The organism is Waltera acetigignens (assembly GCF_025567015.1).
GTDB classification, from domain to species: domain Bacteria; phylum Bacillota; class Clostridia; order Lachnospirales; family Lachnospiraceae; genus Acetatifactor; species Acetatifactor acetigignens.
Genome location: NZ_JAOQJO010000015.1, coordinates 16,750 through 42,841, shown reverse-complemented (window position 1 = coordinate 42,841; position 26,092 = coordinate 16,750). Strand labels below are relative to the sequence as shown.

Here is a 26,092-nt window from a genome sequence, read left to right as displayed (position 1 = left end):
TTGGATGTGCTATGTATTATTGCGTAACGATCCTGGCGGAACCGTTACAATTTCTATAAAAACATGCTAAAACACATTGCAAAATCTGTCAATGTAAAACTTTAGCGCAGCAGATATTTTTGTCCACTGCGCCTCTATTCCTCTCCAGATTGCATTATATTACTTTACTTCACCAGCCGGTCCTTATACTTCAGCCATTTTCCCGTACGTACCCTGTTAGTGAACAAAAATGCCCGTACGACCCAGTCCATGGTCATAGCGATCCAGACGCCGATGACGCCAAGTCCCAGACCCTGTCCCAGGATATATGCCATGCCCACACGGCAGAGCCACATGGAAGCGATCGCCACGATCATGGTAAATCTCACATCTCCCGCAGCGCGAAGTGCATTGGACTGTGCAAAGGACAACGGATGCACCAGCATACAACATACACAGCTGTAACATAACAGAAAAACAGTTATTTTCATTGTCTCCGAACTCAGATGATAGATTCCGCAGATCGGCCTTGCAAAAATAATCATGGGAATTCCCAACAGGATCATACAGGCATATGCTACTTTCATCATTTTTTTCAGATAATATAATGCCTGCTCTGTCTCTCCTGCACCGATGCACTGTCCGATCACAGTGATCATTGCTACACCGATGGCGTTGGCAGGGATCTGCTGAAAGCTGGCAATACTGCCTGTTACGGCATTTGCCGTCGTAGCAGCCATTCCAAAACCGGCGATCAGACTGGTGGTCAGAAGCTTACCGATCTGGAAAATACTGTTTTCCAGTCCGTTGGGAACACCGATATACAGAATCTTTCCCAAGATTTTCGTATCGATCCTCCAGTGATTGCTCACTATGATCTTGTCACTTTTTCCAAGCAGCACTATGATCATCACAGCCGACAATATTCTGGAAAACAACGTGGACAACGCAGCACCGGCAGCACCGATCCCTGCACCATAGATCAGGATCGCATTTCCGGCAATATTTACCAGATTTGCCACCAATGACACTTTCATGGACACCTTGGAATCTCCTACCGCACGGAACAGAGCTGCACCACCGTTATAAATTCCCAGAAAAGGAAAGGACACCGCCACAATATAAAAATAAATTCTTGCGGCATTCATGACATCCGCCTCCACATTTCCGTAAAGCAGTGCCAGCAATCCCCGGTTCCAGATCAGTGCTATCGTCATAAACAGAAGGGCCACACCCCCTACCGCTAAAAAAAGCTGATTGGAGGCCCGGCCTACCATTTCCTTATCTCCGTGTCCCATATATTGCGCCGCCACTACGGCACCGCCGCTGGCCATGGCCGTGAACAGACCGATCAGCAATACGCAGATACTATCCACCAGAGAGATTCCGGATACCACAGCTTCTCCACAACTGGCCGCCATCACCGTGTCCGCCATTCCCATTGCGATTGCCAAAAACTGCTCTATGATCAGCGGCCACAATAATTTTTTCAGTGCATCCTGTGAAAATAACATTTTTTTCTCTTCCGTCATACCTTACATCGTTCCTTTATCATCACATTAACAACTGCCAAAATATCACATTGTCATTGCATTGTAAATAGAAATGTAATTTTATGATTCAGTAACTATTCAGCACCCCATTCGCAAAACCGCCTCTACGAGGCTTTCTTGGAGAACAGGCCGGCCTGTTCTCTGCTCATTGTGGTTACTTCGCCCTATAAATAGTTACAGCTCCTGATATACGAAATAGTCCGCAGCGACCAGGCCGCCTTCCATACCCTGCTCATTGATGGCAAACAGTCCGTCCTTGACACCGACCCAGCGGCCCGGAGTTGCTTCCACCATCTGTCCCACAGGCTGTAAATTTTCTTCTGCGATTCCTACATAAAATGTACGGTAAATCTCCTTCTCCACCTTCATCTGGATATAAATGACATCACTGTTCCATTCGCCCAGACCGGTGCGCACTTCATCGTCCTTCGTCCAGTTGCCGGTGCGCTGCTGTAAGCTCATCTTTCCGTTTATTTTCTGCACCGCAAGTGCTGTATAACATCCGCCCAGCGATACCAGTCCTGCCACATCGCCGTCCTTCATCTGTTCCAGATGCAGACAGGTGGTAATGGAGAATTCCGGTGCCGGCCATTTCTGCAATAACAGGTTACTGATATCGCACAGCTGCGTCTTCGGGTCTGCGGCCTGGGCATGAAGAATGAGCTGGCCGTTTTCCAGATCATACCATTCCTTTTTATAATTGGCATTCCACTGCCACTGTAATCCCAAATTTTCCCCTTCGAAGAAATCACTGTCCTCCGGTGCATCGATTGGGTACGTCGCTCCTACTTCCGGCTTTTTATAGCGCAGTACCGGTTCGCCACAGCCGTCCACCTCATTCACACCGATCACCGGCCAGTCATTCTCCCAGTGCATAGGCTGCAAATGAACGATACGTCCTGCATTGCCCACATCCTGGAAATGCAGGAACCAGTCCTGTCCGTCCGGGGTATCCACCCAGGCACCCTGGTGAGGTCCGTTGACAGGAGAATTTCCCTGATGCAGGACGATTTTCTCTTCCCAGGGACCGTAAATATTTTTCGAACGCAGTACGGTCTGCCAGCCGGGCTTCACGCCCCCTGCCGGAGCGAAGATATAGTAATAGCCGTTTCTCTTGTACAGCTTCGGTCCCTCGATGGTGGGCTGGGTCGCATGGCCATCATAGATGAACTGACCGTCATCCAGCACTCCGGAGCAGTCCGGTTCGATGGGAGACATATACAGCATGCTCTTGAAACCGATACGGCTTCTGGCGAAAGCTGTCACCATGTATGCTTTGCCGTCCTCATCCCAGAAAGGACAGGGATCGATCCATCCCACTACCTTACGCACATAAGCCGGCTCGCTCCACTTGCCGAAAGGATCCGTGGTCTTGCACATCATGATGCCCTCGTCCGGCATGGGGATAAATACGTAATAAGTTCCCTCATGATAACGGATGGCCGGTGCCCAGGTACCACAACCGTGTACCGGCTTGTCATAATAGTCAAAGGGAAGCTTGTCAATGATGTAATTGATGACCTTCCAGTTCACCAGATCCTTCGAATGCAGCAGAGGCACCGCAGGGGTGTTACAGAAGCTGGAAGCGATCATAAAATAATCCTCTCCCACACGAATGGCATCCGGGTCCGAATAATCGGTATACAGGATCGGGTTGGTATAGGTGCCGTCGCCCTGATCGGCGATCCACATTTTATGTATCTTGGTCTTGTCCATAATTTCTCCATTCCGCAGCCTTTGCCGCCTTTTATTTACGAATGCAGGTGTTCAACACTCATTTGATAATAGTTACCTGTTTCTGAACAATTTCAGTATAACAGATGTTCCCTTGTATCGCGTGCCATTTTCCCATTAGTTTGTGTCAAATCTTGCATTTAGCGACTATAAATGTCATAATAGTGACAAAAGTTGCAGGAGGGAATCCCATTGAGTTTCTTTTACCAGAACCGTCAGGAACAGCTTTATTTATATTTATCCAAAAACAACCCCTATGCCATCCATCTTCACAGACAGTTGGAGTTGATCTATGTATTGAGCGGTTCCACCACCGTCACCGTGGAACAGCAAGATTTTTTACTTACCCCCGGTCAGGGTGTTCTGGTTTTTCCGAACCAGATGCATGGTCTGAAGCATGTGGAACCCGGTCAGAATCTGCTCTGTATCTTCGAGCCGGATTTCTGCCACTCTTTCCGCCATTTTTTCCAGAACAAAAAGCCTGCCCGCAATAACTTTACCGTCTCCTCCCTGTCAGAGCACAGCCGTATTGCCCTGCAGGGACTTAAAACACTGGCCGCTGCCATGGAAAAGGATCGTCCCACACCTTCCGATGTACAAGTCTATGCGGAAGGGTATCTCACACTCCTGCTGGCAGACCTGCTGCCATCGTTGCCTCTGCAAGTGCGTAAAAACACAGATGACCTGGAATTGGAGCAAAGACTGCTTCTCTATCTGGATACCCACTATACCGAAGAATTGTCCCTGGAAAGTCTCTCGAAAGAATTCGGTGTCAGCCGCTTTGTCCTGTCCCGGATCTTCACTGAGAAACTCCACACCACTTTTCCTGATTACGTGAACTCCCGAAGGCTGGACTATGCCAGAGATCTTCTATTGTCCACGGAGCTCTCCGTGACGCAGATTGCGCTGGATGTGGGATTCGGAAGCTCCCGCACCTTTTTCCGGGCCTTTCATTCCGCTTATCACACCACTCCCGGAGCTTACCGCAGGCAGAAAGAATCTTCCTGATCCCTTCCCTTACGCTGTATCCACAGAAGTTCCTCTCCCGCCCGGATATAATCTTTCCAGGTGCCGACGATCTGTCCCCGCTCCGGGATCTGGCACATTTCCACCGTCACCGCCGTATCCACGCCTTCCCTTGCCAGGCCCTCCTGATCAAATTCCATCAGCAGTTTTCCTTTGCGCACGATCTCGTTTTGCAGGACATTGCAATGATAATAGGCGCTGTGCAGTTCTTCCCTGTCTCTGCAGATATTCAACAGCAGTTCCAGTCCGCTGTCCGTGCGGAATCGGATCCGGTTTCCCATGGGATAGAGTTTCAATACCTTTCCTGCCGTGGGCGCATAGACCTTTCCATCCTCTGGCACGATGCTGATACAGCCAGTTCCGGCATCAGCGGTCTCTTCCGCGGTCTCTTCCATGCGCTTACGGATCTCTCCGTTCACCGGGCTGCCTATAGTGACACCTTCCCTCACCAGTTGCCTGGCTGCTGTATTTTTTCTCGCTTCCCTGTCTTCCCCTGTCTCTTCTGTTTCTTCCATTTTCCACCGGATACTCCTGCCAGACCAGAAGCCGACCAACAGTCCCAGCACTCCCGTTGCCACGATGTCATACATCTGCATGTTTCTACCTTCCTTTTTCCATGATAAGGTTCCCGCTCCTTATTCTGTCTCATTTTCGGGAAAACATGCCATTTTTTCATTCATAACTTCCAAAAGAAGTGCCGCCACGATTCCTGCCGCCATGCAGAACAGATTCCGGGATGCGGTCTCCGGAGATGTGGCAAAACTGTTCCATGGAACCGTCATCACTGTAGCTGCACTGATGATCCCGAAGATCCCGTGGAACATCCCCGCATACTGTTTTTCAAGCAGGCGGTTTACCAGCCTGGCCAGACACACAAAAGTCACCACGCAGCCGGTCATTCCGGGAATCAACACCTCCGACCGAAGATGAGCGATCCCCTCTACGAACGGTGTATACAGCCCTAAGGGCATCAGTAGTGTAGAAAAACTCATCCCCGGAGCGATCACCGACAGAGCAAGGGCAAATCCACAGAACAGATACGCTCCGAGTCCCGGCTCCACTGCAGTCTTGGAAGTCTGCAACGAAAACAGCAAAAAAATCATTGCCGCAAACGTCACTCCGGAGACGATCCTGTTTCCTCCGGTCCTGCCCTGCTCTCCCGCTTCCCGCCACAGGGACGGCAGCATTCCGCCGATCAGCCCCACAAATACACAGACGGAAGGCTCCGGATAAGTCTCTAATACGTAAGATAACAGATTCGCCACCCCCAGAAATCCTGCTGCCGATCCAATCATATAAGGGAATAATTCCGGCAGATGGGTCCGCCACTTATGTACCGGATCCGACAGCAGCTCCATGATCGGTCGATAGACTCCGAACACTACACTTAAAACGCCGCCGGATATCCCCGGGAGTACCGCTCCCAGACCGATCAGCGCCCCTTGTAATACTTTTCCCAAAAATCTAAGATCCATCGTTATTCTCCGCATCCTGTTGCTCTTAAAATCATATGCTTTTTCCATAAGAAAATAGGTCTAAAATTCAAAGATAATTATTGACATTTCGATCAGGGCAATGGTATACTCTAACCGTATTCTAAATGAAAGTCATTGATCTCACATATTTTTGTAAGACATTGCTACTTTTTCACGGATGCTTTACAAAAATATGTGATTTTTTTGTCCTACGTTTTAGAATCATCAAAAGGATCAGGCAAAGCCTGAATTATTAAAGGAGGTACCAATAATGAATAACGGTACAGTTAAGTGGTTCAATGCTCAGAAGGGTTATGGTTTCATCACCAACGATGCTAACGGCGAGGAAGTATTCGTACACTTTTCCGCAATCAATGCTGATGGTTTCAAGTCTCTGGAAGAGGGCCAGAAGGTAACTTTCGATACCGAGTGCGATCCTCAGAACAGCAGCAAGATCCGTGCTACCAACGTTACTGTTGTAGCTTAATAGCAAGACAGACCAAAAGGATCAGTCCCACGGGACTGATCCTTTTTTGTGTATACGATGAGCCAAGTACAGATTTGTGCTTGCACAAGAATCTGTATTTGGCGAATGTAAATCATCGAGCTTTTAAGCGAGATGGTGTACAAAGTATACAAATCGAGTAGGAGCCAGCCTACTCGATTAGCTATTCAAAATTCATCCACCGCTCTGCAGAAATCTCCGGCTTCGTCACAAGGCATTCCGGATCCGGTGCCAGCACATGCCGTACCACCCGGAACACTTTCTGCGCATCACACAGCAGACACTTCGCATCTCCGAACATCACCACTTCCACTGCTCCACAATCCAGAAACGCCTGGTTCAATTTCACAAAATCTTCCGAGATATGGGGCTGGTCGGGATTATAGTGTTTTCTCATATATACTTTCTTTTCTCTTCCGTCCGGCAGGATCGTTGTCAATAACATGGGCTCCGCCGCCAGACGATTCGGAACATTCAGCACCTCTTCCACACTGTGGATGTAAGTATTGCGTTCATGTCCAACGCCAACCAACAGAATCTTACCACCGCAGTCTTTCAGCCGGTCGTAGGCTCCTCCCGGGGTACATGGAGTGTTACGTTCTTCCTCTCCTGCCAGATATTCGGCAGCATTTTTTCCGTACCCCGCTAAAGAATGGGTGGGATGCAGGGAGCGCACCACACCCTCTCTCTGCCGGAACAGATTGGTCAGCAGTCCCACGCAGGATGGGGTATTACGATAGTCATACACCGGGTGCTGTGCATTCACATTGGCCCAGGTATGGGTCGGCAATAGCAGAAGGCCTTCCGCAAAATATTCCATCCAGGCATCCAGCACGATATCCGCACCGCCCTCCACTTCTCCGATGGCCTTCATGGAAGAATGGATCAGGATCGTCTCTTTTCCCGTAAGTCCCACATTCCGTAACTGCTGTTTCAATTCTTCTTTGGTATACATATTTTTTCCTCGCATATCGCATATAGTAAAAGGCCGGTTTCCTGGGGAGCATGGAACCGACCTTTTTATGCTGTTTTCTCTACTTTCCCGCTTCCGGTACAAAACTGTCGAAGATGAAAATATCGAAATGTTTTCTCGCTTCGTCCAGTTCCTTCTGGCTCTTGATGGTCCATGCGGCTGCAGTATTATGGTACAAACCTCTGCAAAGCTTCCGGGACAGGATTTCAGGATAATGATGATTGTATGCCACAAAATCCGGCTTGGTCACGAAGTTCAGCAGCAGATTCTGCAATACAAAATATAATATCCCGACATACTCTCCTTCTTTCAGAAAAGCATCGGACAACTGGCCTCGCACCAGATCCGGATGTTTCTTCCGATACCACCACACACCCAGAGGGTTGAATGACTCCATGCAGTACATTCCCTTGTAGGCCCGCAGCATTTTATCTGCAATGGGGCACAGGGACAGGTCGGTACGCTCGATCTTGAACTCCACGATCAAAGGCACTTTTCCGTCTACCATCTTCAATACATCCTCAAACTTCGGAATCTTCTCCACAGAATCGCACAGGTGAAACTGCTGCAATTCCTCGTAGGTATAATCACTGATCTTGCCTTCGCCGCCGCAGACTCTTTTTAATGTAAAATCATGGAACACCACGGGAATCCTATCCTTCGTCAGCTGAATATCCAGCTCGATACCGAAGCCTGCATCCACGGCCTTGCGGAATGCCGCCATGGAGTTCTCCGGTGCTTCTGTGGCATTGTCATGCAGACCTCTATGGGCATAAAGCCATTCTTTAAAAGGGGCTGTGTCCGGTTTGTGCAGCATCCTCGGCATGATCATGAGAAAATACAGAACTGCGAGAACTACCAAAACAATCAATAAGATTCCTAATACTTTCATTCCTATAACCTTCTATCTTCCTGTAACTTTTTACAGCGAATCCATACCGTTTCTATCACAGTATAGATTCGCTGCCTTTTACTTTAATCCACTACTCTTTTATTTTCAAGTAGGTATTTCTTAAGATTCTCCAAAGAGCTTACAACACATTTGTCAAATTGTATCGTCCTGCCAAGTATATACCGAAGTTATCCGCATCAGTCATCTACGTCAAAGTTTTCCAGAATACTCTCTTTTTTCTGGGGCTTCACATCGCCGTGACGTACCTGGGTCATAGTAAGGAATGCCATCAGGGAGAAGAAAAGGGCATAGGGAAACAGGGTGTTATAGGACACATTTTCCAATAGGAATCCAGATAGTACCGGAGTCAGGATCTGCGCTGCCATGGAGAACGTATAATAGGTTCCGGTGAATTTCCCCACATCGCTGCCACTGCTCATGGCCACGATCATCGGATAGGAATTCACATTGATGGCTGCCCATGCCACACCGATCAGGGCAAATGCCACATTGACGATGGGGTGATATTCTCTGGCAAAAATTGCGCCACCATAGCAGGCTGCCATCAGCAGAACACCGCCCATGATAGTCTTCTTACGACCGATCTTCGCAGAGATGTTTCCAATGGGAATATAGCTCAGAATAGCAGCTACCGTCGCTACCATCAGACAGTTGGCGAAGCTTCCGCCCTCCATCTTCCATACTACCTTCGTATAGCGGGAAAAAGCTGTGGTCACGGCATTATACGCGGTGAACCATAAGAAGATAGATGCAAGCATGAAGTACATACTGCGCTTCACTTCCTTGGGCATACCCTTGGTGCCTTCCGTCTTTCCTGTCTGTTTTTTCCCGTCGAAAGATTTTACCTCTCCGGTATCTCCCACTGCCTCGATCTCACCAGCAGCTTCCACTCCCTCGGCCATTGCTTTTTCTTCTATTGTTCCTGCATTTGCCGCCTCTGCCTTCTCGACTTCTTCCCGCAGCTTATTTTCCCGGATGGTGATCACAAGAATTCCCACAGCAATCGCCATGACTGCTGCAATACTTGCAAATAAAGGCAGATAATCCGGTGTTTCACCTTTGCCCACCAGAACTTTGATCATGATCAGAGCATAGACGCCGCCCACAGCTCCCATGAGGTTGATCACCGCATTGGCACGGCTGCGCAGATGGTTCGGTGTCACATCCGGCATCAATGCCACCGCCGGGGAACGATACAGTCCCATGGACACCAGGGTGAAAAACAGCACCGCCAGGAAGATCACCTGGTTACTGAAGGACTCTCCTGTGTTCCATCTTGCTTTTTCCGCATTGTCGATCATCGGCAGTAACATCATGAAGATCACTGCCAGGATCGTACCTGCCACGATAAAGGGCATTCTTCTGCCAAGCTTCGTATGTACCTTATCAGACAGCGCACCAAACACCGGCAGCAGAAAGATCGCCAACACATTGTCCAATGCCATGACCGCTCCCGTCATGGTCTCGCCCAGATGATAGGTATTCTGCAGGATCAGGGGGATGATGTTGTCATACATCTGCCAGAAGGAACAGATGCTAAGAAAAGCCAGTCCGATCAGAAACGTTCTTTTGTAATTTAATTTTGTCTCCATAAGAAAACCTCCCAAGTTGATAGTTTTATTTTATCAGAGGGGGATGCCATGCGCAATCTCAGGGAGTAAAATCGAGGTAAATTTTCTTTCCGGAACTGCTTTTGCATTGGGCGCCTGTTTCGAAGCATCAGCCACCACGAAGTGACGGAAGTCGTTCCAGCGTGGCACACTGGCTGGTCCACCGCCCGAGAAAACGCTGAAATATCACACTTTCTCCTTGAAATATGTGGGCTTTTATGTATAATGGAAGAAGTGACTTTGTAACGCATATAAATAAGAAGAGGTTTTTAGAATGATCAGTGCAAACAACGTAACTTACCGTGTGGGTAAGAAAGCATTATTCGAAGATGTCAACATCAAGTTTACCGAAGGCAACTGTTACGGACTCATCGGAGCCAACGGTGCCGGTAAATCCACCTTTTTGAAGATCCTGTCCGGTCAGCTGGACACTACCAAAGGTGATATCGTCATCACCCCCGGTCAGCGTCTCTCCGTGTTGGAACAGGATCATTTCAAATACGATGACAACGTGGTTATGGATACCGTTATCATGGGTAACGAACGTCTCTTCCAGATCATGAAGGAAAAGGATGCCATCTATGCCAAGGAAGATTTCAGTGACGAGGACGGTATCCGTGCCAGCGAACTGGAAGCGGAATTCGCCGAGATGGACGGTTGGGAAGCAGAGTCCAATGCTGCCATGCTGTTAAACGGTCTTGGCATCGGCACCGAGTTCCACTACTCTCTCATGAAGGATCTGGACGGCAGCCTGAAGGTGAAGGTCCTGTTGGCCAAGGCACTGTTCGGTAACCCCGACATTCTGCTGCTCGATGAGCCGACCAACCATCTGGATCTGGATGCGATCGCATGGTTGGAAGATTTCCTGATTGATTTCGAGAATACCGTTATCGTAGTATCCCATGACCGTTACTTCCTGAACAAGGTATGTACCCAGATCGCCGACATCGACTACGGCAAGATCCAGCTGTATGCCGGTAACTACGACTTCTGGTACGAGTCCAGCCAGCTGCTGATCAAGCAGATGAAGGAAGCCAACAAGAAAAAGGAAGAAAAGATCAAGGAACTGCAGGAGTTTATCTCCCGTTTCTCCGCAAATGCTTCCAAGTCCAAGCAGGCTACTTCCAGAAAACGTGCACTGGAAAAAATTGAGCTGGATGATATTAAGCCTTCCAGCAGAAAATATCCTTATATTGATTTCCGTCCCGAGCGTGAGATCGGTAACGAGGTACTGGCTGTGGAGCATCTGTCCAAGACCATCAACGGTGAAAAGGTGCTGGATGACATTTCCTTCACTCTGGGCCGTGAAGACAAGGTGGCTTTCGTAGGTAGCTGCGAGCTGGCGAAGACTACTCTGTTCCAGATCCTGGCCGGGGAAATGGAGCCGGACGAGGGAACCTACAAGTGGGGTGTTACCACTTCCCAGTCCTACTTTCCGAAGGACAATACCGCAGAGTTCGACAACGATATGACCATCGCCGACTGGCTGACCGGTTACTCTCCCGTGAAGGATGCCACTTATGTACGTGGTTTCCTGGGACGTATGCTGTTCGCCGGTGAAGACGGTGTGAAGAAGGTTCGTATTCTCTCCGGTGGTGAGAAGGTGCGCTGCCTGCTGTCCAAGATGATGATCAGCGGTGCCAACTGCCTGATCCTGGATGAGCCCACGAACCATCTGGACATGGAGTCCATCACCGCACTGAACAACGGTCTGATCAAGTTCCCCGGTGTGGCACTGTTCTCCTGCCATGACCACCAGTTCGTACAGACCACCGCCAACCGTATCATCGAGATCCTGCCAAACGGCAGCCTGGTAGACAAGATCACTACCTACGATGAGTATCTGGCAAGCGATGAAATGGCAAGAAAGCGTACCGTATTCACTGCACAGACCGAGGACGACGAGAACTAAGACAAATAAAATGGATGCCGGTAATGCCGACATCCATTTTTTGAAAGGAGCTTTACTATTATGGTAGATTTACACGTACACTCCACCTGCTCCGATGGCACTTTCACCCCGGAGGAATTAGTCGATTACGCGATGGAAAAGGGACTGCGTGCCTTCGCCCTCACAGATCATGATACCGTAAACGGATTGGACCGGGCGATCCGGTATGCGGAAGGGCTGCGACAGACACAGGAAGCATCCCCGGCTGACGCTCCCGCGCCTCAGGTGCCGGAAGTCATCCCCGGTATAGAACTTTCCACAGAATACCAGGGAAAAGATATCCACATGGTGGGACTTTTCATTGATTACCACCAACCGGATTTTGCTCATTACCTGGAGGATTTCATCCATTCCCGGGAGAACCGCAACAAGAAAATGTGCGCACTCCTTCGAGAACATGGCATTGATATCACCTATGAAGCGCTTCTGGCAGAATTCCCCGGTGCAGTTATCACCAGGGCGCATTTTGCAAGGTATCTGCTCTCCCACGGCTATATCCAGAGCATGAAGGAAGCATTTGACCGCTATGTGGGCGACCACTGTCCCTGTTTCGTTCCGAGAGAAAAAGTGACCCCCGCTCAGGCGGTAGAGCTGATCCTCGGTGCCGGCGGCGTTCCCGTGCTGGCGCACCCGATCCTCTACCATATGAGCGACGAGCGATTGGATAACCTCGTGGCAGAATTAAAGAGCATCGGCCTCGTGGGTATCGAAGCCATCTACAGCACCTACAACACTGCTGAAGAACGCCAGATCCGGGGTCTTGCCTCCAAATACGATCTGAAGATCAGCGGCGGCTCCGACTTCCACGGTGCCAATAAGCCCAAGATCGACCTCGGCACCGGCTGGGGCAAGCTGTATGTGCCGGATGAAGTGCTGGAAAATCTGCGCCCGGGCCGGAAATAACTGGAAAGTTAGTAAAGAAATGCTATCAAATCCCCGTAGCCCTTGGCAAGGTATAAGAAACGCGGCACGCTCGCGCTCTGTCGCAGAGCGTAGCGGTACATAAGCGGTCACAATACGACCGCTAAGTACCGACGTCTGCTTACGGCACTGCTTATTCTTATACCCAGCCGGGGCTACTGGTTTTTTTGAAAGCTTTCCAAAACGCAGAACTCCCGGCGTATGCGGTGCCATGTCGAAGATGTTTGTCGGAGGATGTTGATATTTTCTAGAAAAGTGCTGAAAGGCAGGGGGAAAGCGGACACGATGTACGCGTCAGCCGATTGTCGACATGGATGTCGACTGTAGGCGGCCCCGTCATGACGAGAACTACTCATCACTTTTCGTAGAAAATTCACATCCGGAGACCTTACATCGAGACATGTGTATCGCATGCTCCGGGAGTTCGTGGATTTTGCCAATGTATTTAACTAACTTTCCATTTAGTTACCGCACTCTACGCTGATGCGGTTGAAGATCGCCATGATCTCCTCGGTGTTGATGGTCTTCTTCTCTTCTCCGGCTTTGTCGAGGATGGCTTTTCCTTCGTGCATCATGATCAGGCGGTTACCGTATTCCACGGCATAGCGCAGATTGTGGGTGACCATAATAGTGGTCACTTTCTTCTCCTTTACGACCTGATCGGTGAGCTCCATGATGATCTCCGCAGTCTTGGGATCCAGCGCAGCGGTATGCTCATCCAGAATGAGAAAATCAATCGGTGTCATGGTAGCCATGAGCAGCGCCAGTGCCTGTCTCTGTCCTCCGGAGAGGGAGCCGACCTGCACACCCATCTTATCTTCCAGTCCCAGATTTAAGGGACGTAACATCTCGCGATACTCTTCCAGCTTTGCTTTATTCACACCACGTCCCAGGTTATAAGGCTTGCCCTTATTCTCCGCAATGGACATGTTCTCTAAAATCGTCATGCCGGGGCAGGTTCCCTTGGAAGGATCCTGATAGACTCTGCCGATCCGACGCTGACGAATATAATCCTTCTGTCTCGTAATATCTTCTCCGTGGATCAGGATCTTGCCGCTGTCCACCGCAATGCTTCCACAGATGATGTTCAGCATGGAAGTCTTACCGGAACCATTGCTTCCTACAACGGATACGAATTCTCCGTCCTTTACCGTAAGGTTGAAATCCTTGAACAGGCACAGCTCGTTAACCGAACCGGGATTGTAATTCTTGTTGATATTGATAAGTTCTAGCATGCTTTCACCTTCTTTCTGTCCATGCTGACCACCAGAATGATCAGGAACAGGACTGCTGTGATCAGCTTGATGGCATTAGGGCTGATACCTGCGAACATGGCTACTGCCACACATGCCTTATACAGAATGGATCCCACCACAACACTGCTGGTCACACGGAAAAATGTTACCTTCTTGAACAGGCTGGTGCCGATGATAACGCTGGCCAGACCGATGACTACCGCACCGGTTCCGATGGAAATCTCAAAACTTCTCTGCTGCTGTGCATAGATACAACCGCTTAAGGATACCAGACCATTGGCAATGGACAGCCCCACAATCTTCACCAGTCCTTTATCCACACCGAGGCTGGTAACGATGGTATCATTGTCACCTACGGCACGAAGTAAAAATCCGGACTTGGTGCTCATGTACCAGTCTAACAGATATTTTGCTACCATGGTGATCAGGAAAATAATGATCACATTTTTGAAATTTACCAAGAAACCCGGGGTAATACTATTCACAAAGCTGTTGTTGAAAATATTTTCCTTATCAAAAATAGCTACATAGCCGGAGCCTGCCACCCACAGATTGATGGTATACAGACCGGTCATCATGATGATACCGGAGAGCAGATCTCTGACTTTTAATTTCACATGGATCAGTCCGGTACAGATTCCCACCAGTGCTCCGCCGAGGAAAGCAATAGGAAGTGTGAGGATCGCCGGTACGCCGAAGCCGTTGATCAGACGCACAGTGATGGCAGCCCCAAAGGGGAAGCTGCCATCGACCGTGAGATCCGGAAAATCCAGTATTTTATAGGTAATGTAGACACCCAGTGCCAGGATGCCGTAGATCATTCCTTGTTCCAGTACGCTTAATAATAACGCCATATTTTTCTCCATTCTTAAAATCCTGTATATCCGGATTACTCTATTATTTTCTGCCTGTCGGCAGCTATTTCCTGATTACTGTACTACGATCTCATCAAAGGACTGGTAAGCATCGGTCTTGTAATTCTCGGGAAGTTCCAGGTTGATCTTCTCTGCTGCTGCAAAGTTCACATACAGGCTGGGCTCGGAGATTACTTCGAAATTCAGTTCGGAAGCTTCTGCCTCTCCCTTCAGGACTCTTGCTGCCATCTTACCGGTCTGCTTGCCGAGTTCGATGTATTCCAGACCCATGGATGCCACACAGCCAGCCTTAACCTGCTCTACTTCGGAACCAAATACAGGGATGCCTGCCTTGTTAGCCTCATCCAATACCGTCTGCAGTGCGCTTACTACGGTGTTGTCGGTCAGGTTGGTAATGCAGTCTACCTTGGATGCGATATCCGCTGCTGCCAGAGCTACCTCAGACATTGCGGTAACACCGCTGTCCACGATCTCGAATCCGTAGTTGCCTGCCAGAGCCTTGTACTCTGCGATGGTACTGATGGAGTTTGCTTCGCTGGTGGTGTAGATGATACCGATGGTCTTCGCTTCAGGAAGTACCTCACGGATCATTTTCAACTGTGCATCTACTGCCAGTGCATCGGAAGTACCGGTGATGTTGCCTACGGGAGTACCATCCTCATTGGCCAGACCTGCTTCCACAGGATCAGATACTGCAGTGTAGATCACGGGAATATCTGTATTCATTGTAGCATTGTATGCTGCCATAGCGCAAGGAGTTGCGATAGCACAGATCATATCTACTTTCTTACTTACGAAGTTGCTGGCGGTCATGGCGGAAGTTCCGTTGTCTGCCTGTGCATTGACATATTCGATCGTCAGGTTCTCACCCTCTACAATACCTTCCTCTGCCAGCCCCTGAATAAATCCTTCACGACAGTTGTCCAGGGAACCATGTACGGCGTACTGCATGATACCAATGGTGTAATTGTCCTTGCCTGCGGTGCTGCCACATCCGGTGAGGGCACCCATTGCCATAACTGCGGTTAATACTGCTGCCAAAATTCTCTTCTTCATAATCTTATTCCTCGCTTTCTGTACGTCCTGCGTACCATGATATGCAGCGCATACCATAAAATAGTTTGCTCATAAGATTACTGAACCTTTCACTGTCATGAAAGCCAGATGCTTTCGCATCTGTACCCACATTCGTATTTGCATACAAGCGTCATGTGGATTGAAAGACTTTCATAACAAAAAACCGCCTCAAATGTATATTGCTATACACTTGAGACGGTAATAAGCTCTTGCTCATCATCGTGGTGCCACTCAATTTGACAATTCCTGCGAATTGTGTCCACTCTCTCTGGATACTATCATATCCATCGGCTTGATAACGGGTCCGAATCCCGCTGACGCCTAAAACTGATCTGTTCTCGGGCCAGCCTCGGAAGTCCATTCGGCGAAAGTTCCTTTACCGTGATCCCACCATCCACGGCTCTCTGTAAAATTCCCTAAGGCTTACTACTCTTCCTCACAGGTTTGGTAAACTTATGAATGTTGTTTATGTGTCTTAGAATAATCTCTATTTTCTATTTTGTCAATACTATTTTTAGAAAATTTACAAATCTTATCCGTACTGTCACATACTTACATTCGTAAACCCAACGAATCCAACGAACAACTGTTACTCTGTCTCTGGCAGAGTGATCACCACCTTGAACAGGTCGCCGTCCGTGACAATCTGCATATCACCATTCTGCAGTTCCGTCAGGCTCTTGGCTATGGATAATCCCAGACCGTTGCCCTCCATGTGGCGGGATTTGTCTCCTCTGGTGAACCGCTCTTCCAGTTCCTCCGGTGACATCTCCAGCGGGAAGGCTGACATATTCCGGAATATGATTCTCACATCCTGACCGTCATGCTCCACGTTCAGGTAGACGCGGCTGCCTGCCTGGGCATATTTGTAAATATTATTCAGCAGATTGTCAAACACTCTCCACAGATGCCTGCCGTCCGCCATGACCTTTACGGTCTCCTCCGGCTGTTTTACGATAGTTTCCAGCTTCTTGTCAGAGAATCGCTGCTCATATTCCCCCGCCGCCTGTGACAACAGTACCGATACATCGCAGACTTCCGGGTGTACTTCCAGATTGCCTGTGGTGGCTTTGGAGGCCTCCAGCAGATCATCCAACAGTTTTTTCAGCTTCCTGGACTGGCGCAGCAGTACTTCCGCATACTCCGACAGACGCTGTTCCTTTTCGGAATCCGGATCCGCCGTCAGACCATTCTCTGTTGCTGCATTCTCTTCCACTTCCTTCCCGATGAGATCCGCATAATTGATAATGGAAGTCAGCGGGGTCTTGATGTCATGGGACACATTCGTGATCAGCTCCGTCTTCAGATGTTCGCTCTTCATCCGCTGCTCCACTGCTGCGGAAATTCCCTCGCCGATGCGGTTCAGATTCTCTCCGTGCTCCTTGAAGGACAATACCATATGGGAGGTATCCAGCTTATGATTCAGATCTCCGTCCGACAATGCTTCACTGCCCTCCTGCAGTTCTTTGCACATCAATGCCACAAAAGTAATCGTACCGCACAGAATAACTTTCTCTATGGCCCAGAAAAAGAGTAATACACCTGTATCGTGATAAAACAGCATTAAACCGAAAAACTCTGCCACGCAGACTGCAAGGCACAAGAGTACTGTTCTCCATACCACAGGAATCCCACGGATCAATTTCACAATACCACGGAAAAAACCCTTGCAGAATCTTCCGAAGAACCGGAACACTCTATACAGAATCGTATTCTGCCACCATTTTCCCATTTTCAGGCGGATCGCCAGCTCCATGAAGTACAGGGTACACCATATCACCTCTGCGGCAAACAGTACCACCAGAACGATCAGATTGATCATACTTGGGTTCATACCGATCCATCCAAAAGCCAGGTACAGACCGGTAAAAGCTCCAACGGCAACGACCACTGTATACACATCCAGGTGGATCTCATGGATCGCACTGGGAGTAATACCCTCCCTGCCATTCTTATGTCCGGCACTGCACAACAGGAAAATAAAGCATAAGAATGCCAGTACCGTTCCCGCACAGCATACCACGGGGATCACATTTCGGTTATCATAAAGCTGCTCTGCCTGATGATAGATCAGGGCATATTCATCTTCCTTCGGCAGGCTGGGATTCGCTGTCAGGGTAACCACAATACGCTTGTTACGCTCTGCTAATGCTTCCTCTGCAGCCTCTTCCTGCAGCCGTTCTGTCTCACTTAAGGCATCCTCGATCATCCATTTTGCATATTGTTCCGCCCGTTCAACCGGCACATAAATCTCTCCACCTAAGGATACGCTGTCCCCCAGATCCAGATATTTCTCCAGATTGCCGGAGGAAAGGGCTTCCTGCTCCGCTGCCGTTATGCTTTCCACATCAGACCCGGTATTGACAGATGGTTCAAGCTCCATGATATCAGAGCTTCCATAACTTTCATAACTATCAGAGACAGAGGAAGTTTCTGTGTTGATATAGGTGTTATCATTCCTATGCTGCACCTGAGACTCCAGCCGGTAAGTCAGATCATTTGTCTTGTCTACATAATCCTCGTTCTTCCATTCTCCCAGAAATTCATCCGTATCCAGATCGTAGCTCTCCACCTTTACCCAGATGTTCCGCTGCCTGCAATAAGCTTCCATGGTCTGCAAGCTCTCATTCTCATACCAGTCGCGTATCCGATACAGATCCTGATTGACCTGCCGGTACAACAGCTGATCATGGATAAACATCATTTTGCCGGAGGAATACGCTCCACTGTCTGCAAGCATGCAGGTACCATAGAGTCCAAGCACCCCCGCAATTGCGGCAGCGATCATCAGGACAAATGCCATGATCTTTGCCAGTGTGCTGCCCAACAGGCTGTTTCCCTGTGCCGGTGCATTCTTTTTTTTCTCGGCTTTTTCTCTTTTTTTCCGTTCCCTTTTATTCTCTGACAATGCTGGTTCTACCGTCGTACTCACTGTTTCTTCCACCGGATTTGCCACTCTGTCCTGTTCTGTGCTCCTGCTGTTTTCTTCCATGTTATCCATATTCCTGTCTCCTTATTTCCCCAAGCTGCTCCGCTCTCCTGCCTGCTCTTATCCCTGCTTCTCACATTTGTATCCCTGTCCCCAGACTACTTTTAAGTATCTGGGTTCTGCCGGATTGATTTCCAACTTTTCCCGTAAATGCCGGATATGTACCGCCACGGTATTCTCGCTGCCCAGAGGCAGGTCGTTCCAGATTCTGGTATAGATCTCCTTCGGGGAAAATACCTGTCCCGGATTCTGGATCAGAAGCTTTAAGATCTCGTACTCCGTGGGCGTCAGCGCCACCGGCTCGCCGTCCAGCATCACGCTTTTCTCCTTGTCATCCAGTTCGATACCACCGACTCTTATCACATCCGGCCGGACAGTACCTCCACCCAGCTGCATATAGCGACGCAGTTGGGATTTGACTCTGGCGGATACTTCGATGGGATTAAACGGCTTCGTGATATAGTCATCCGCTCCTACCGTAAGTCCCAGTACCTTGTCGGAATCCTCACCCTTGGCTGTCAGCAGGATCACCGGGACATTACTCTTCTCCCGGATCCTGATCATCGCCTGTATGCCGTCCAGCTTCGGCATCATAATATCCATCAGTACCAGATGCACCTCATTCGTCTCTACCATATGTACGGCTTCCTCGCCGTCAAAAGCCTCCAGAAAATGATAATTGGTGTCATTTAAGTATATCTTTAACGCGTTTACGATATCCTTCTCATCATCACAGATCAATATATTGTACATACTCTCCCTCATTTCTGTGCCGGTGGCTGCAGCCCGGACACTTCCTGCGCAAGGAGCTTTCCCTTACGCTGCCAGAACATCTGCTTTGTCCACAGATGTCCCGCTGATGAATTTATTGTAGCAGATAACAGATTAATAAAAAACAGGAAAAACCTTTAAAACTTTATTAAGATGACTTTACATAAAACACCCTCTGCCATTCCCAGAAGAGCAAAGGCAAAGGGTGTGGACAACACATGTTGAAAAGTGAACAGTGAGCAGATCAAATAGCCGGTGAGGCCGAGGAAAACTGCAAGTGCCCGGGGATCCCTGGTTGCGGAGATTCGAAGGTTCCGGAATGCAGTGAGGAAGATTCCACCGTAGGCAATGACTCCCAGAATTCCCTGCTGTACCAGGAGGGTCAGCCATTCGTTGTGGGCATTGGAATAGATATTGTTGTCCAGAAGTCCCCGGTTGATCCAGTCCATGGCATCACTGCCCCATTGATAGAGCGCATAATAGAAGCTGTCAGGGCCCATACCGAATATCTGAAACAGGAGTCCCTCTTTTCCGTAAGTAAGAATCGTGACCTTCCACAGTGCCAGTCGGCCGTTGGCAACTTCCGACACTTTATCACTGCCGGGCAGATATCCCGCCACCAGCAGACAGCCAAGAAGCAGTGCCGCCAGCGTCACCGCAACCGCAAGCCCCACAACGGTCCGAAAAACCCGGCCGCTCTCCAGCCGGTCACTTCTCTCCTGTCTCTCCCGCAGCTGCAAAATCAGATATACCGCCACTTCCACAACAAACACCACATACCAGGCCGGGGTAAAAAAAAGTCTTTTTTCGGCATCCCCTGCCAGCACCAGGCCGGTCAGATGTAACAGCAAAAACATCCTGACCATAAATACCGAAAGCGGTAAAAGCATCAGGATCTCCAACGCCCGCAGCAGCCGGCCTCTCTTCCGCAGAGAAAGCAACAGTAACAGCAGGCTTAATCCGCAGGCTGCCAGTATAGCTGTAGTACTGTTGGAAGTAATAGCCGATGCAAAAAACAAAAAGCTCCCGAGCAGTCCCAGTGCTCTGACCTGTTGTTTTCCCATAAAAGCTGCTGCCAGAGAGATACCTGCCGTCACACTGATATAGCCTGCATACCAGTTGTTGTTACCGATGGTGGACAACAGCTGGGTCCGGTTCCATTCTCCGTTTTCCATTCCGCGGAAAGTTCCCAGCACATCGATGTCCAGACGGTTCAACAGTCCGATCAGTGTCACGATTCCCGCTGTGATCCCGGCGATCCACCAGATACTTCTGCTGCCGTCATAATACCGGGATACCGCAAAATAGATCCCCACCAGCAATCCCTGGGTCACCAGCCCCATATACCAGCCGGGATACCCTGCATCTGTCAAGACTGGGACAAAAAAAATTTTATTTTTTTCTGTACATATTCTATCAAATCCTTACTGATTTTTAAAGTACAGAATAGTTTATTACTATTAACCTTTTCGTTACTACCCATAGAAGAAGCCAGCAGCTTTTTCACTACTGGCTTTCTGTATTACTCATTTTGTTTACTACACTGCATTTCGGATAAAGTTCTCACCCTTAAACACAACCTCTATATCTTTGTCGTTGTAAATGAGCACCTTATCAATTATGTTGGAAAGTACATCTCCGTCATACTGTTCCAGCATACTATACTGGGTTAGCTGTTCTATCTTCTCCTCTGTGTCAGGCTCCTGATTTGCAGCTTTCTCCTGCAAATCTGATATCTGATTCTCCAGATCAGCTAACAGCTCTTGGTTTGTTTTTCTTAGCTGCACATATTCTTCTTTTGTGTACTTTCCCTCTCTGTATGACTGATAACAAGAAACTGTGCTGTTTGATATTCTGTCATACTCCGCTTTAAGCTCACTAATCAAATACTCATCGCTTGTCACCTTCCTTTTATCCTTTGATGCCCTTTTAAGTTCTTCTTCCTGTATAAGTGTTCTACAGATTTCCTTTGTGATTTCCAGCACCTTGTCCTGTGCTTCTGACTTCAGCATAAAAATCTGCTGACATTCGCCAGTCCTTACCATCCTGCGTTTTGGACAGAGGAGCTTCGGTGTACATACTGCACTGGAATTCATCAGCTTTCTTCCACAATAGGGACAGATAAAAAGATTTTTCTTACGTTTCTTTGTACTCTTTTCAATCCCTCTGGCTTCAACCCGTAGCATTTTATTGACTTCATCAAACATTTCATCGCTTACTATTCTTGGTATTGCACCTTCTACAACAGACCAGTCCTCTTTATTTCGTTTGCGAACCTTCTTATTATCTCCAAAACCAACAGTTTCACATTTATTCTGGATCATTATTCCTTTGTACTGCTCATTCTGGACAATCGCTATAACTTCTGAATTATCCCACATATAATCCCCTTTATTATGAACCGGAACATAATTGATTCCATTCTTCCACTGGTTTTGAACTCTTGTCGGGATTTTTCTCTCATTTAATATGCGGGCAACCTCACTTGCATTATATCCTGCAATGATCAGTGAAAATATCTCCACAACAACCTTTGCAGCTTCTTCATCTATTATCAGCTTATGCTTATCGTCCGGATCTTTCTTGTATCCATAGCAGACAAATGATGCCGTGTATTCGCCACTCAGATTTCTTGTCCTTCTGGCACTCTTTACCTTTCTTGATAAATCCATACTGTAAAGCTGGTAAATCAGATTCTTATAAGCTACATCCATTCCTCCGGTAACACCAAAGTTTCTGTCACTGTCATAATTATCGTTGACAGAAATAAACCTCATTCCCATTGCAGGGAATACAAACTCCAGATAGTTGCCTACTTCAAGGTAATCCCTTCCAAATCGTGAAAAGTCTTTTACTATGATACATTCAAATCTTCCAAGCTCTGCGTCCTGTATGAGCCTTTGGAATTCTGCTCTGTTATTGAACATTGTTCCCGAATATCCGTCATCAAAGTATTCCAGTACCTCAAAACCTGCAAATTCCTCTGTTTTCTTGATATACGCATACAAGAGTTTTCTCTGTCCTGTAATACTGTTACTTTCGTCTTTTGTTCCTGCTTTTACCTCCTCATCCGCATCAGAGAGACGGATATAAAAGGCTAATTTTCTTTTCTCAGCCATTATCCTGCCTCTCTTTCCATATTCAGTTCTGCGAATTTTTTCAGTTCATCTTCATAGTTCAGAACGATCTCAAGATTCTTGTTTTCGTATATGCGTACCTGTGCAACAAACAAATCGACCATTTCCTGCGTCAACTTGCGTTTTCCTTTAAAACGGAGCATTTCAGCTTTTAACTGGGCAACGGTCTTTTCAGCACTTTCATACTGACTTGCCGCCTGCCTGTATTCATCAGCCTGTATCTTCAATTTCTCAATACGCTGCGAATACTCCCTGTTCAGTTGCAGGTATTCCTTTTCATCAAGCAGTTCTTCTGTGTAATCTGCATACAAGCCGCTCTTTAATTCCATAAGCCTGTCCATTTCCTTGACACACTTATTCACGGCTTCCGTATATACCTGTTCCTGTCTGATTACCCTGCTGTCATTGTGGTGTTCCTTTAATATCATTTCCCTGTCAACAAAGACCTGTATCTGCTCTTTTATAACGGCAAGCACCGCTGCATATACATCGTCTACCTTTACAGGCAGGCAGTTACAACTATCCTTTCCATATCTTTTTCTATGCGTACACAGATAAACCTTTGCGTGTTTCTCTGGGTGAATATGGATACTGCTTCCACAACAGCCGCAAATGATTTTGCCTTTCAGCATATTCACTGTCTGCTTTTTTGTTGGCTTTATTACCTTTCTTTTATTCTTCTGTACCGCATAGAACTGTTCCTTTGCAATAAGTGCAATATGATGATTTTCAAAAACATACCACTCATCTTTATTGGTAGTATGCCTCTTTTCGTGTCTGTACAGGCATACCCTGTCTTTACCAGTCACATATCTTCCAATATAGACTTCATTCTTTAAAATCTGTGACAATGTATCAACAGTCCACTTAACTCCACTCAGCTTTTCAAGTTTCTCTATATTATGCCTTACTCTGTACTGGGCAGGTGTAAGGATATGCTTCGCATTCAGTTCTGCCGCTATCACAGAATGCAGTGTACCTTTTTCTGCCTCATTAAAAATCCACCTTACAACATCTGCGGCTTCCTTATCCTCAACCATTACCTTGACTTTATTTTCATTAAAGACTACCTTATAGCCATAAGCCACATTTCCAGTCGGAATACCTTTTTCCATCGCTTCCTGCTTACTGGCAGATATTTTCTTTGAAATATCCTTAGCATACAGATCATTGGCTATATTCGTGACCGCAACCATAAGGTCTGCGTCTTTCTTTGAGGAATCATAATTATCCGTAATCGCTACAAAGCGGATATTCATCATCGGGAATACACGCTCTACCAGATTGCCCGTTTCAATGTAATCTCTACCCAAGCGGGACAAATCCTTTACGACAATGCAGTTGATCCTTCCTGCCCTCATATCCGACATCATACGCTCAAATTCCGGTCTGTCGAATGTTGTACCGGAAATTTCATCGTCCATATAGATGTCATAAACTTCCATGTCCATCTGCTGATCCACAAAGTTCTTAATGAGATTTCTCTGATTGATCAGGGTTTTTCTGTCTCTCGTTTCATCTTTTTCCGCAGATAACCTCACATATATGGCAGTCTTATACACTTTGGATAAAGCCTTCAGCGTATCCGTGGACTGTTTCGGCTGTGTTCTTGACTTCCTTGCCATTTAAACCACCAGCCTTTCCGCATCATGCTGTCTTTCCAGCTCCCCGGCTCTTGCAACGATTTTTCTGTATTCATCGTCACAGTCCAGTACGATTTCTATATCACCGCCCTCATATACCTTTACAGACTGTATAAGGCTCACTACCACATTACGGGTAAGAGAAGGCATTGTTTTCCATTTCCTGTGTTCTTCCAGCCACTCGGTATCTCTTTCAATCCCGGCAGCAATGTTTTCCGCTTCCTTCTGCAACCTGTCGATTGCCTTTTCCGCCTCTGCTCTTTTTACCTCAAAACTCTCCTTGATAATCGCAAAATCTGATTTATCAACAATTCCATCTCGGTAATCCTCATAAAGCGAAACAAGCATCTGGTTGTATTTGGTTATCTCTTTCTCTTTTGCACTGATCCTCTCTTTTGTCTTTTTCTGGTCTATTCTGAAATTGGCACTATTGCCAGCTTCCTTTATTACCTCATCTGCATCCAGAAGTATTGCTGTCATATCCCTCAAGGTATCAAATACACGGCTTTCCAAGTCTGCCTCTTTTATCCTATGGGAGCTGCACTTCTTATTCTTCTTGTTATTGGAACACATATAGTAAACATACTTTTTTCCATTTACCGTAGACACCTTTCGTGTCATAAGTGCCCCACAGTCGGCACATACTGCTATTCCGGATAAAAGATAGATAGAATCTTTTCCCGGTGCCATTCTCATATCCACTGACAACAGACGCTGTACAATCTGGAAAGTCCTTAAAGATACCAGTGCCTCGTGATTGTTGTGGCATACTGCCCATTTCTCCTGTGGCTTTAATATCTTTGTTTTAACCTTATGGTTTGGTGTTGTAAATTTTCCCTGTACAAGTGTTCCTGTATAAATAATATTCGTTGCGATACGCCTTACCGCAACAGGAGTCCACAGCAGCTCGTCTTTCTTCTGAAATGCTGTCTTATAATTTTCGCCATTGCTGAGTTTGTATGCCATAGGTGACAGGATACCAAGAACATTCAGCTTATCGCTTATGGCATCAAGGCTCATTCCGTTCTTTATCCAGCGGAAAATGTCCTGTACCACATGACCTGCATATTCGTCCGGGACAATCACATTATGGTCAATCTCAGATTTCTTGTAGCCATAGACACAGTAATTTCCTACAAATTCTCCGTTCTGTCTCTTTGTTTCAAGGTGGCTTCGGATTTTTATGGAAATATCCCTGCAATAAGCGTCATTGATAAGATTCTTAAACGGAATGATTATCTCGTTTCCCTGTGCCTGTGTATCTGCACTGTCATAGGCATCATTGATCGCTATAAATCGTATCCCCATTGCAGGAAACATCCGCTCAATGTATCGCCCTGCGTCGATATACTCTCTTGCAAACCTCGAAAGATCTTTTACAACGATACAGTCTATAATACCGTCTTTCACATCCTGCAACATAAGTTTAAATGCCGGACGGTCAAAAGTTGCCCCTGAATAGCCGTCATCCTCACGGATTGATACTATTTCAATATCTTCTTTGTCTTTTAAATAATTAAGTATCAGGGATTTCTGATTTGAGATACTGTTACTTTCAGCTTTTCTCACATCATCAAGATCGCCATCTTCCTTAGATAATCTAACATAGATGGCTGCTCTGTAAATTCTTTTAGAATTGTTCATGTCCACCACTCCTTCGATTTTCTAAGTTAGAAGTCCCAAATCAAGAGGAATGGAAACATA

At 47.4% G+C, this 26,092-nt stretch carries 20 protein-coding genes; 4 read left to right on the top strand and 16 right to left on the bottom strand.

Features of this window, described 5'->3' with window-relative positions:
- Positions 1 to 164: 164 nt before the first annotated feature.
- Both OCV96_RS13915 and OCV96_RS13910 read right to left on the bottom strand, forming a co-directional pair.
- Positions 165 to 1,493 (bottom strand): MATE family efflux transporter, encoded by a 1,329-nt coding sequence (locus OCV96_RS13915; protein ID WP_262594744.1) that lies wholly within the window; start codon positions 1,491 to 1,493, stop codon positions 165 to 167.
- 213 nt (positions 1,494 to 1,706) lie between these two features.
- Positions 1,707 to 3,248, bottom strand: a complete 1,542-nt coding sequence (locus OCV96_RS13910; RefSeq protein WP_262594743.1) for a glycoside hydrolase family 43 protein — start codon at positions 3,246 to 3,248, stop codon at positions 1,707 to 1,709.
- Between the two features lie 210 nt (positions 3,249 to 3,458).
- Here OCV96_RS13910 and OCV96_RS13905 point away from each other — a divergent pair, with 210 nt between their 5' ends.
- Positions 3,459 to 4,274 carry an AraC family transcriptional regulator gene (locus OCV96_RS13905; RefSeq protein ID WP_262594742.1) on the top strand — a complete coding sequence of 272 codons (816 nt, stop codon included), beginning with the start codon at positions 3,459 to 3,461 and terminating at the stop codon, positions 4,272 to 4,274.
- Here OCV96_RS13905 and OCV96_RS13900 read toward each other — a convergent pair.
- Both OCV96_RS13900 and OCV96_RS13895 read right to left on the bottom strand, forming a co-directional pair.
- Entirely contained in the window at positions 4,247 to 4,888 is a 642-nt protein-coding gene (locus tag OCV96_RS13900) for a PTS glucose transporter subunit IIA (protein WP_022312833.1), read from the bottom strand. The genes OCV96_RS13905 and OCV96_RS13900 overlap by 28 nt on opposite strands.
- 39 nt (positions 4,889 to 4,927) lie before the next feature.
- Complete coding sequence (locus OCV96_RS13895) at positions 4,928 to 5,767, bottom strand: DUF368 domain-containing protein (RefSeq protein WP_262594741.1); 840 nt, start codon at positions 5,765 to 5,767, stop codon at positions 4,928 to 4,930.
- 271 nt (positions 5,768 to 6,038) lie between these two features.
- On the opposite strand from OCV96_RS13895, the gene OCV96_RS13890 reads away from it, so the two are divergent.
- Positions 6,039 to 6,254, top strand: a complete 216-nt coding sequence (locus OCV96_RS13890; protein ID WP_022154211.1) for a cold-shock protein — start codon at positions 6,039 to 6,041, stop codon at positions 6,252 to 6,254.
- A 181-nt stretch (positions 6,255 to 6,435) separates the two neighbouring features.
- Here OCV96_RS13890 and OCV96_RS13885 read toward each other — a convergent pair whose 3' ends face one another.
- From OCV96_RS13885 to OCV96_RS13875, 3 genes are all read right to left on the bottom strand, one after another.
- Complete coding sequence (locus tag OCV96_RS13885; RefSeq protein ID WP_262594740.1) at positions 6,436 to 7,227, bottom strand: AAC(3) family N-acetyltransferase; 792 nt, start codon at positions 7,225 to 7,227, stop codon at positions 6,436 to 6,438.
- A gap of 79 nt (positions 7,228 to 7,306) precedes the next feature.
- Positions 7,307 to 8,137, bottom strand: coding sequence for a glycerophosphodiester phosphodiesterase family protein (locus OCV96_RS13880; protein ID WP_262594739.1), 831 nt, complete (start codon positions 8,135 to 8,137; stop codon positions 7,307 to 7,309).
- A 197-nt stretch (positions 8,138 to 8,334) separates the two neighbouring features.
- Complete coding sequence (locus tag OCV96_RS13875; RefSeq protein WP_227062944.1) at positions 8,335 to 9,750, bottom strand: MFS transporter; 1,416 nt, start codon at positions 9,748 to 9,750, stop codon at positions 8,335 to 8,337.
- A 292-nt stretch (positions 9,751 to 10,042) separates the two neighbouring features.
- On the opposite strand from OCV96_RS13875, the gene OCV96_RS13870 reads away from it, so the two are divergent.
- Positions 10,043 to 11,680, top strand: a complete 1,638-nt coding sequence (locus tag OCV96_RS13870) for an ABC-F family ATP-binding cassette domain-containing protein (RefSeq protein WP_022312289.1) — start codon at positions 10,043 to 10,045, stop codon at positions 11,678 to 11,680.
- Between the two features lie 60 nt (positions 11,681 to 11,740).
- Positions 11,741 to 12,622, top strand: a complete 882-nt coding sequence (locus OCV96_RS13865; protein WP_227062945.1) for a PHP domain-containing protein — start codon at positions 11,741 to 11,743, stop codon at positions 12,620 to 12,622.
- Between the two features lie 479 nt (positions 12,623 to 13,101).
- Here the strand turns inward: OCV96_RS13865 and OCV96_RS13860 are convergent, their stop codons facing one another.
- From OCV96_RS13860 to OCV96_RS13820, 9 genes are all read right to left on the bottom strand, one after another.
- Positions 13,102 to 13,875 carry an ABC transporter ATP-binding protein gene (locus OCV96_RS13860; RefSeq protein WP_118669551.1) on the bottom strand — a complete coding sequence of 258 codons (774 nt, stop codon included), beginning with the start codon at positions 13,873 to 13,875 and terminating at the stop codon, positions 13,102 to 13,104.
- Positions 13,869 to 14,750, bottom strand: coding sequence for an ABC transporter permease (locus OCV96_RS13855; protein WP_118669550.1), 882 nt, complete (start codon positions 14,748 to 14,750; stop codon positions 13,869 to 13,871). Before OCV96_RS13855 ends, OCV96_RS13860 begins: the two co-directional genes overlap by 7 nt.
- Positions 14,751 to 14,825: 75 nt before the next feature.
- Entirely contained in the window at positions 14,826 to 15,827 is a 1,002-nt protein-coding gene (locus tag OCV96_RS13850) for an ABC transporter substrate-binding protein (RefSeq protein ID WP_118669555.1), read from the bottom strand.
- A 610-nt stretch (positions 15,828 to 16,437) separates the two neighbouring features.
- Entirely contained in the window at positions 16,438 to 18,849 is a 2,412-nt protein-coding gene (locus OCV96_RS13845; RefSeq protein ID WP_262594738.1) for a sensor histidine kinase, read from the bottom strand.
- Positions 18,850 to 18,897: 48 nt separating this feature from the next.
- Positions 18,898 to 19,590, bottom strand: coding sequence for a response regulator transcription factor (locus OCV96_RS13840; RefSeq protein WP_118669554.1), 693 nt, complete (start codon positions 19,588 to 19,590; stop codon positions 18,898 to 18,900).
- A gap of 155 nt (positions 19,591 to 19,745) precedes the next feature.
- Positions 19,746 to 20,951: an O-antigen ligase family protein gene (locus OCV96_RS13835; protein WP_118505647.1), complete on the bottom strand. Its 1,206-nt coding sequence runs from the start codon at positions 20,949 to 20,951 to the stop codon at positions 19,746 to 19,748.
- 195 nt (positions 20,952 to 21,146) lie between these two features.
- Positions 21,147 to 22,727, bottom strand: coding sequence for a recombinase family protein (locus OCV96_RS13830; protein ID WP_005602794.1), 1,581 nt, complete (start codon positions 22,725 to 22,727; stop codon positions 21,147 to 21,149).
- A complete protein-coding gene (locus OCV96_RS13825) occupies positions 22,727 to 24,370 on the bottom strand; it encodes a recombinase family protein (protein ID WP_005602796.1) in 1,644 nt (547 codons plus the stop codon). Before OCV96_RS13825 ends, OCV96_RS13830 begins: the two co-directional genes overlap by 1 nt.
- Entirely contained in the window at positions 24,371 to 26,032 is a 1,662-nt protein-coding gene (locus OCV96_RS13820; protein WP_005602798.1) for a recombinase family protein, read from the bottom strand.
- Positions 26,033 to 26,092: the final 60 nt, after the last annotated feature.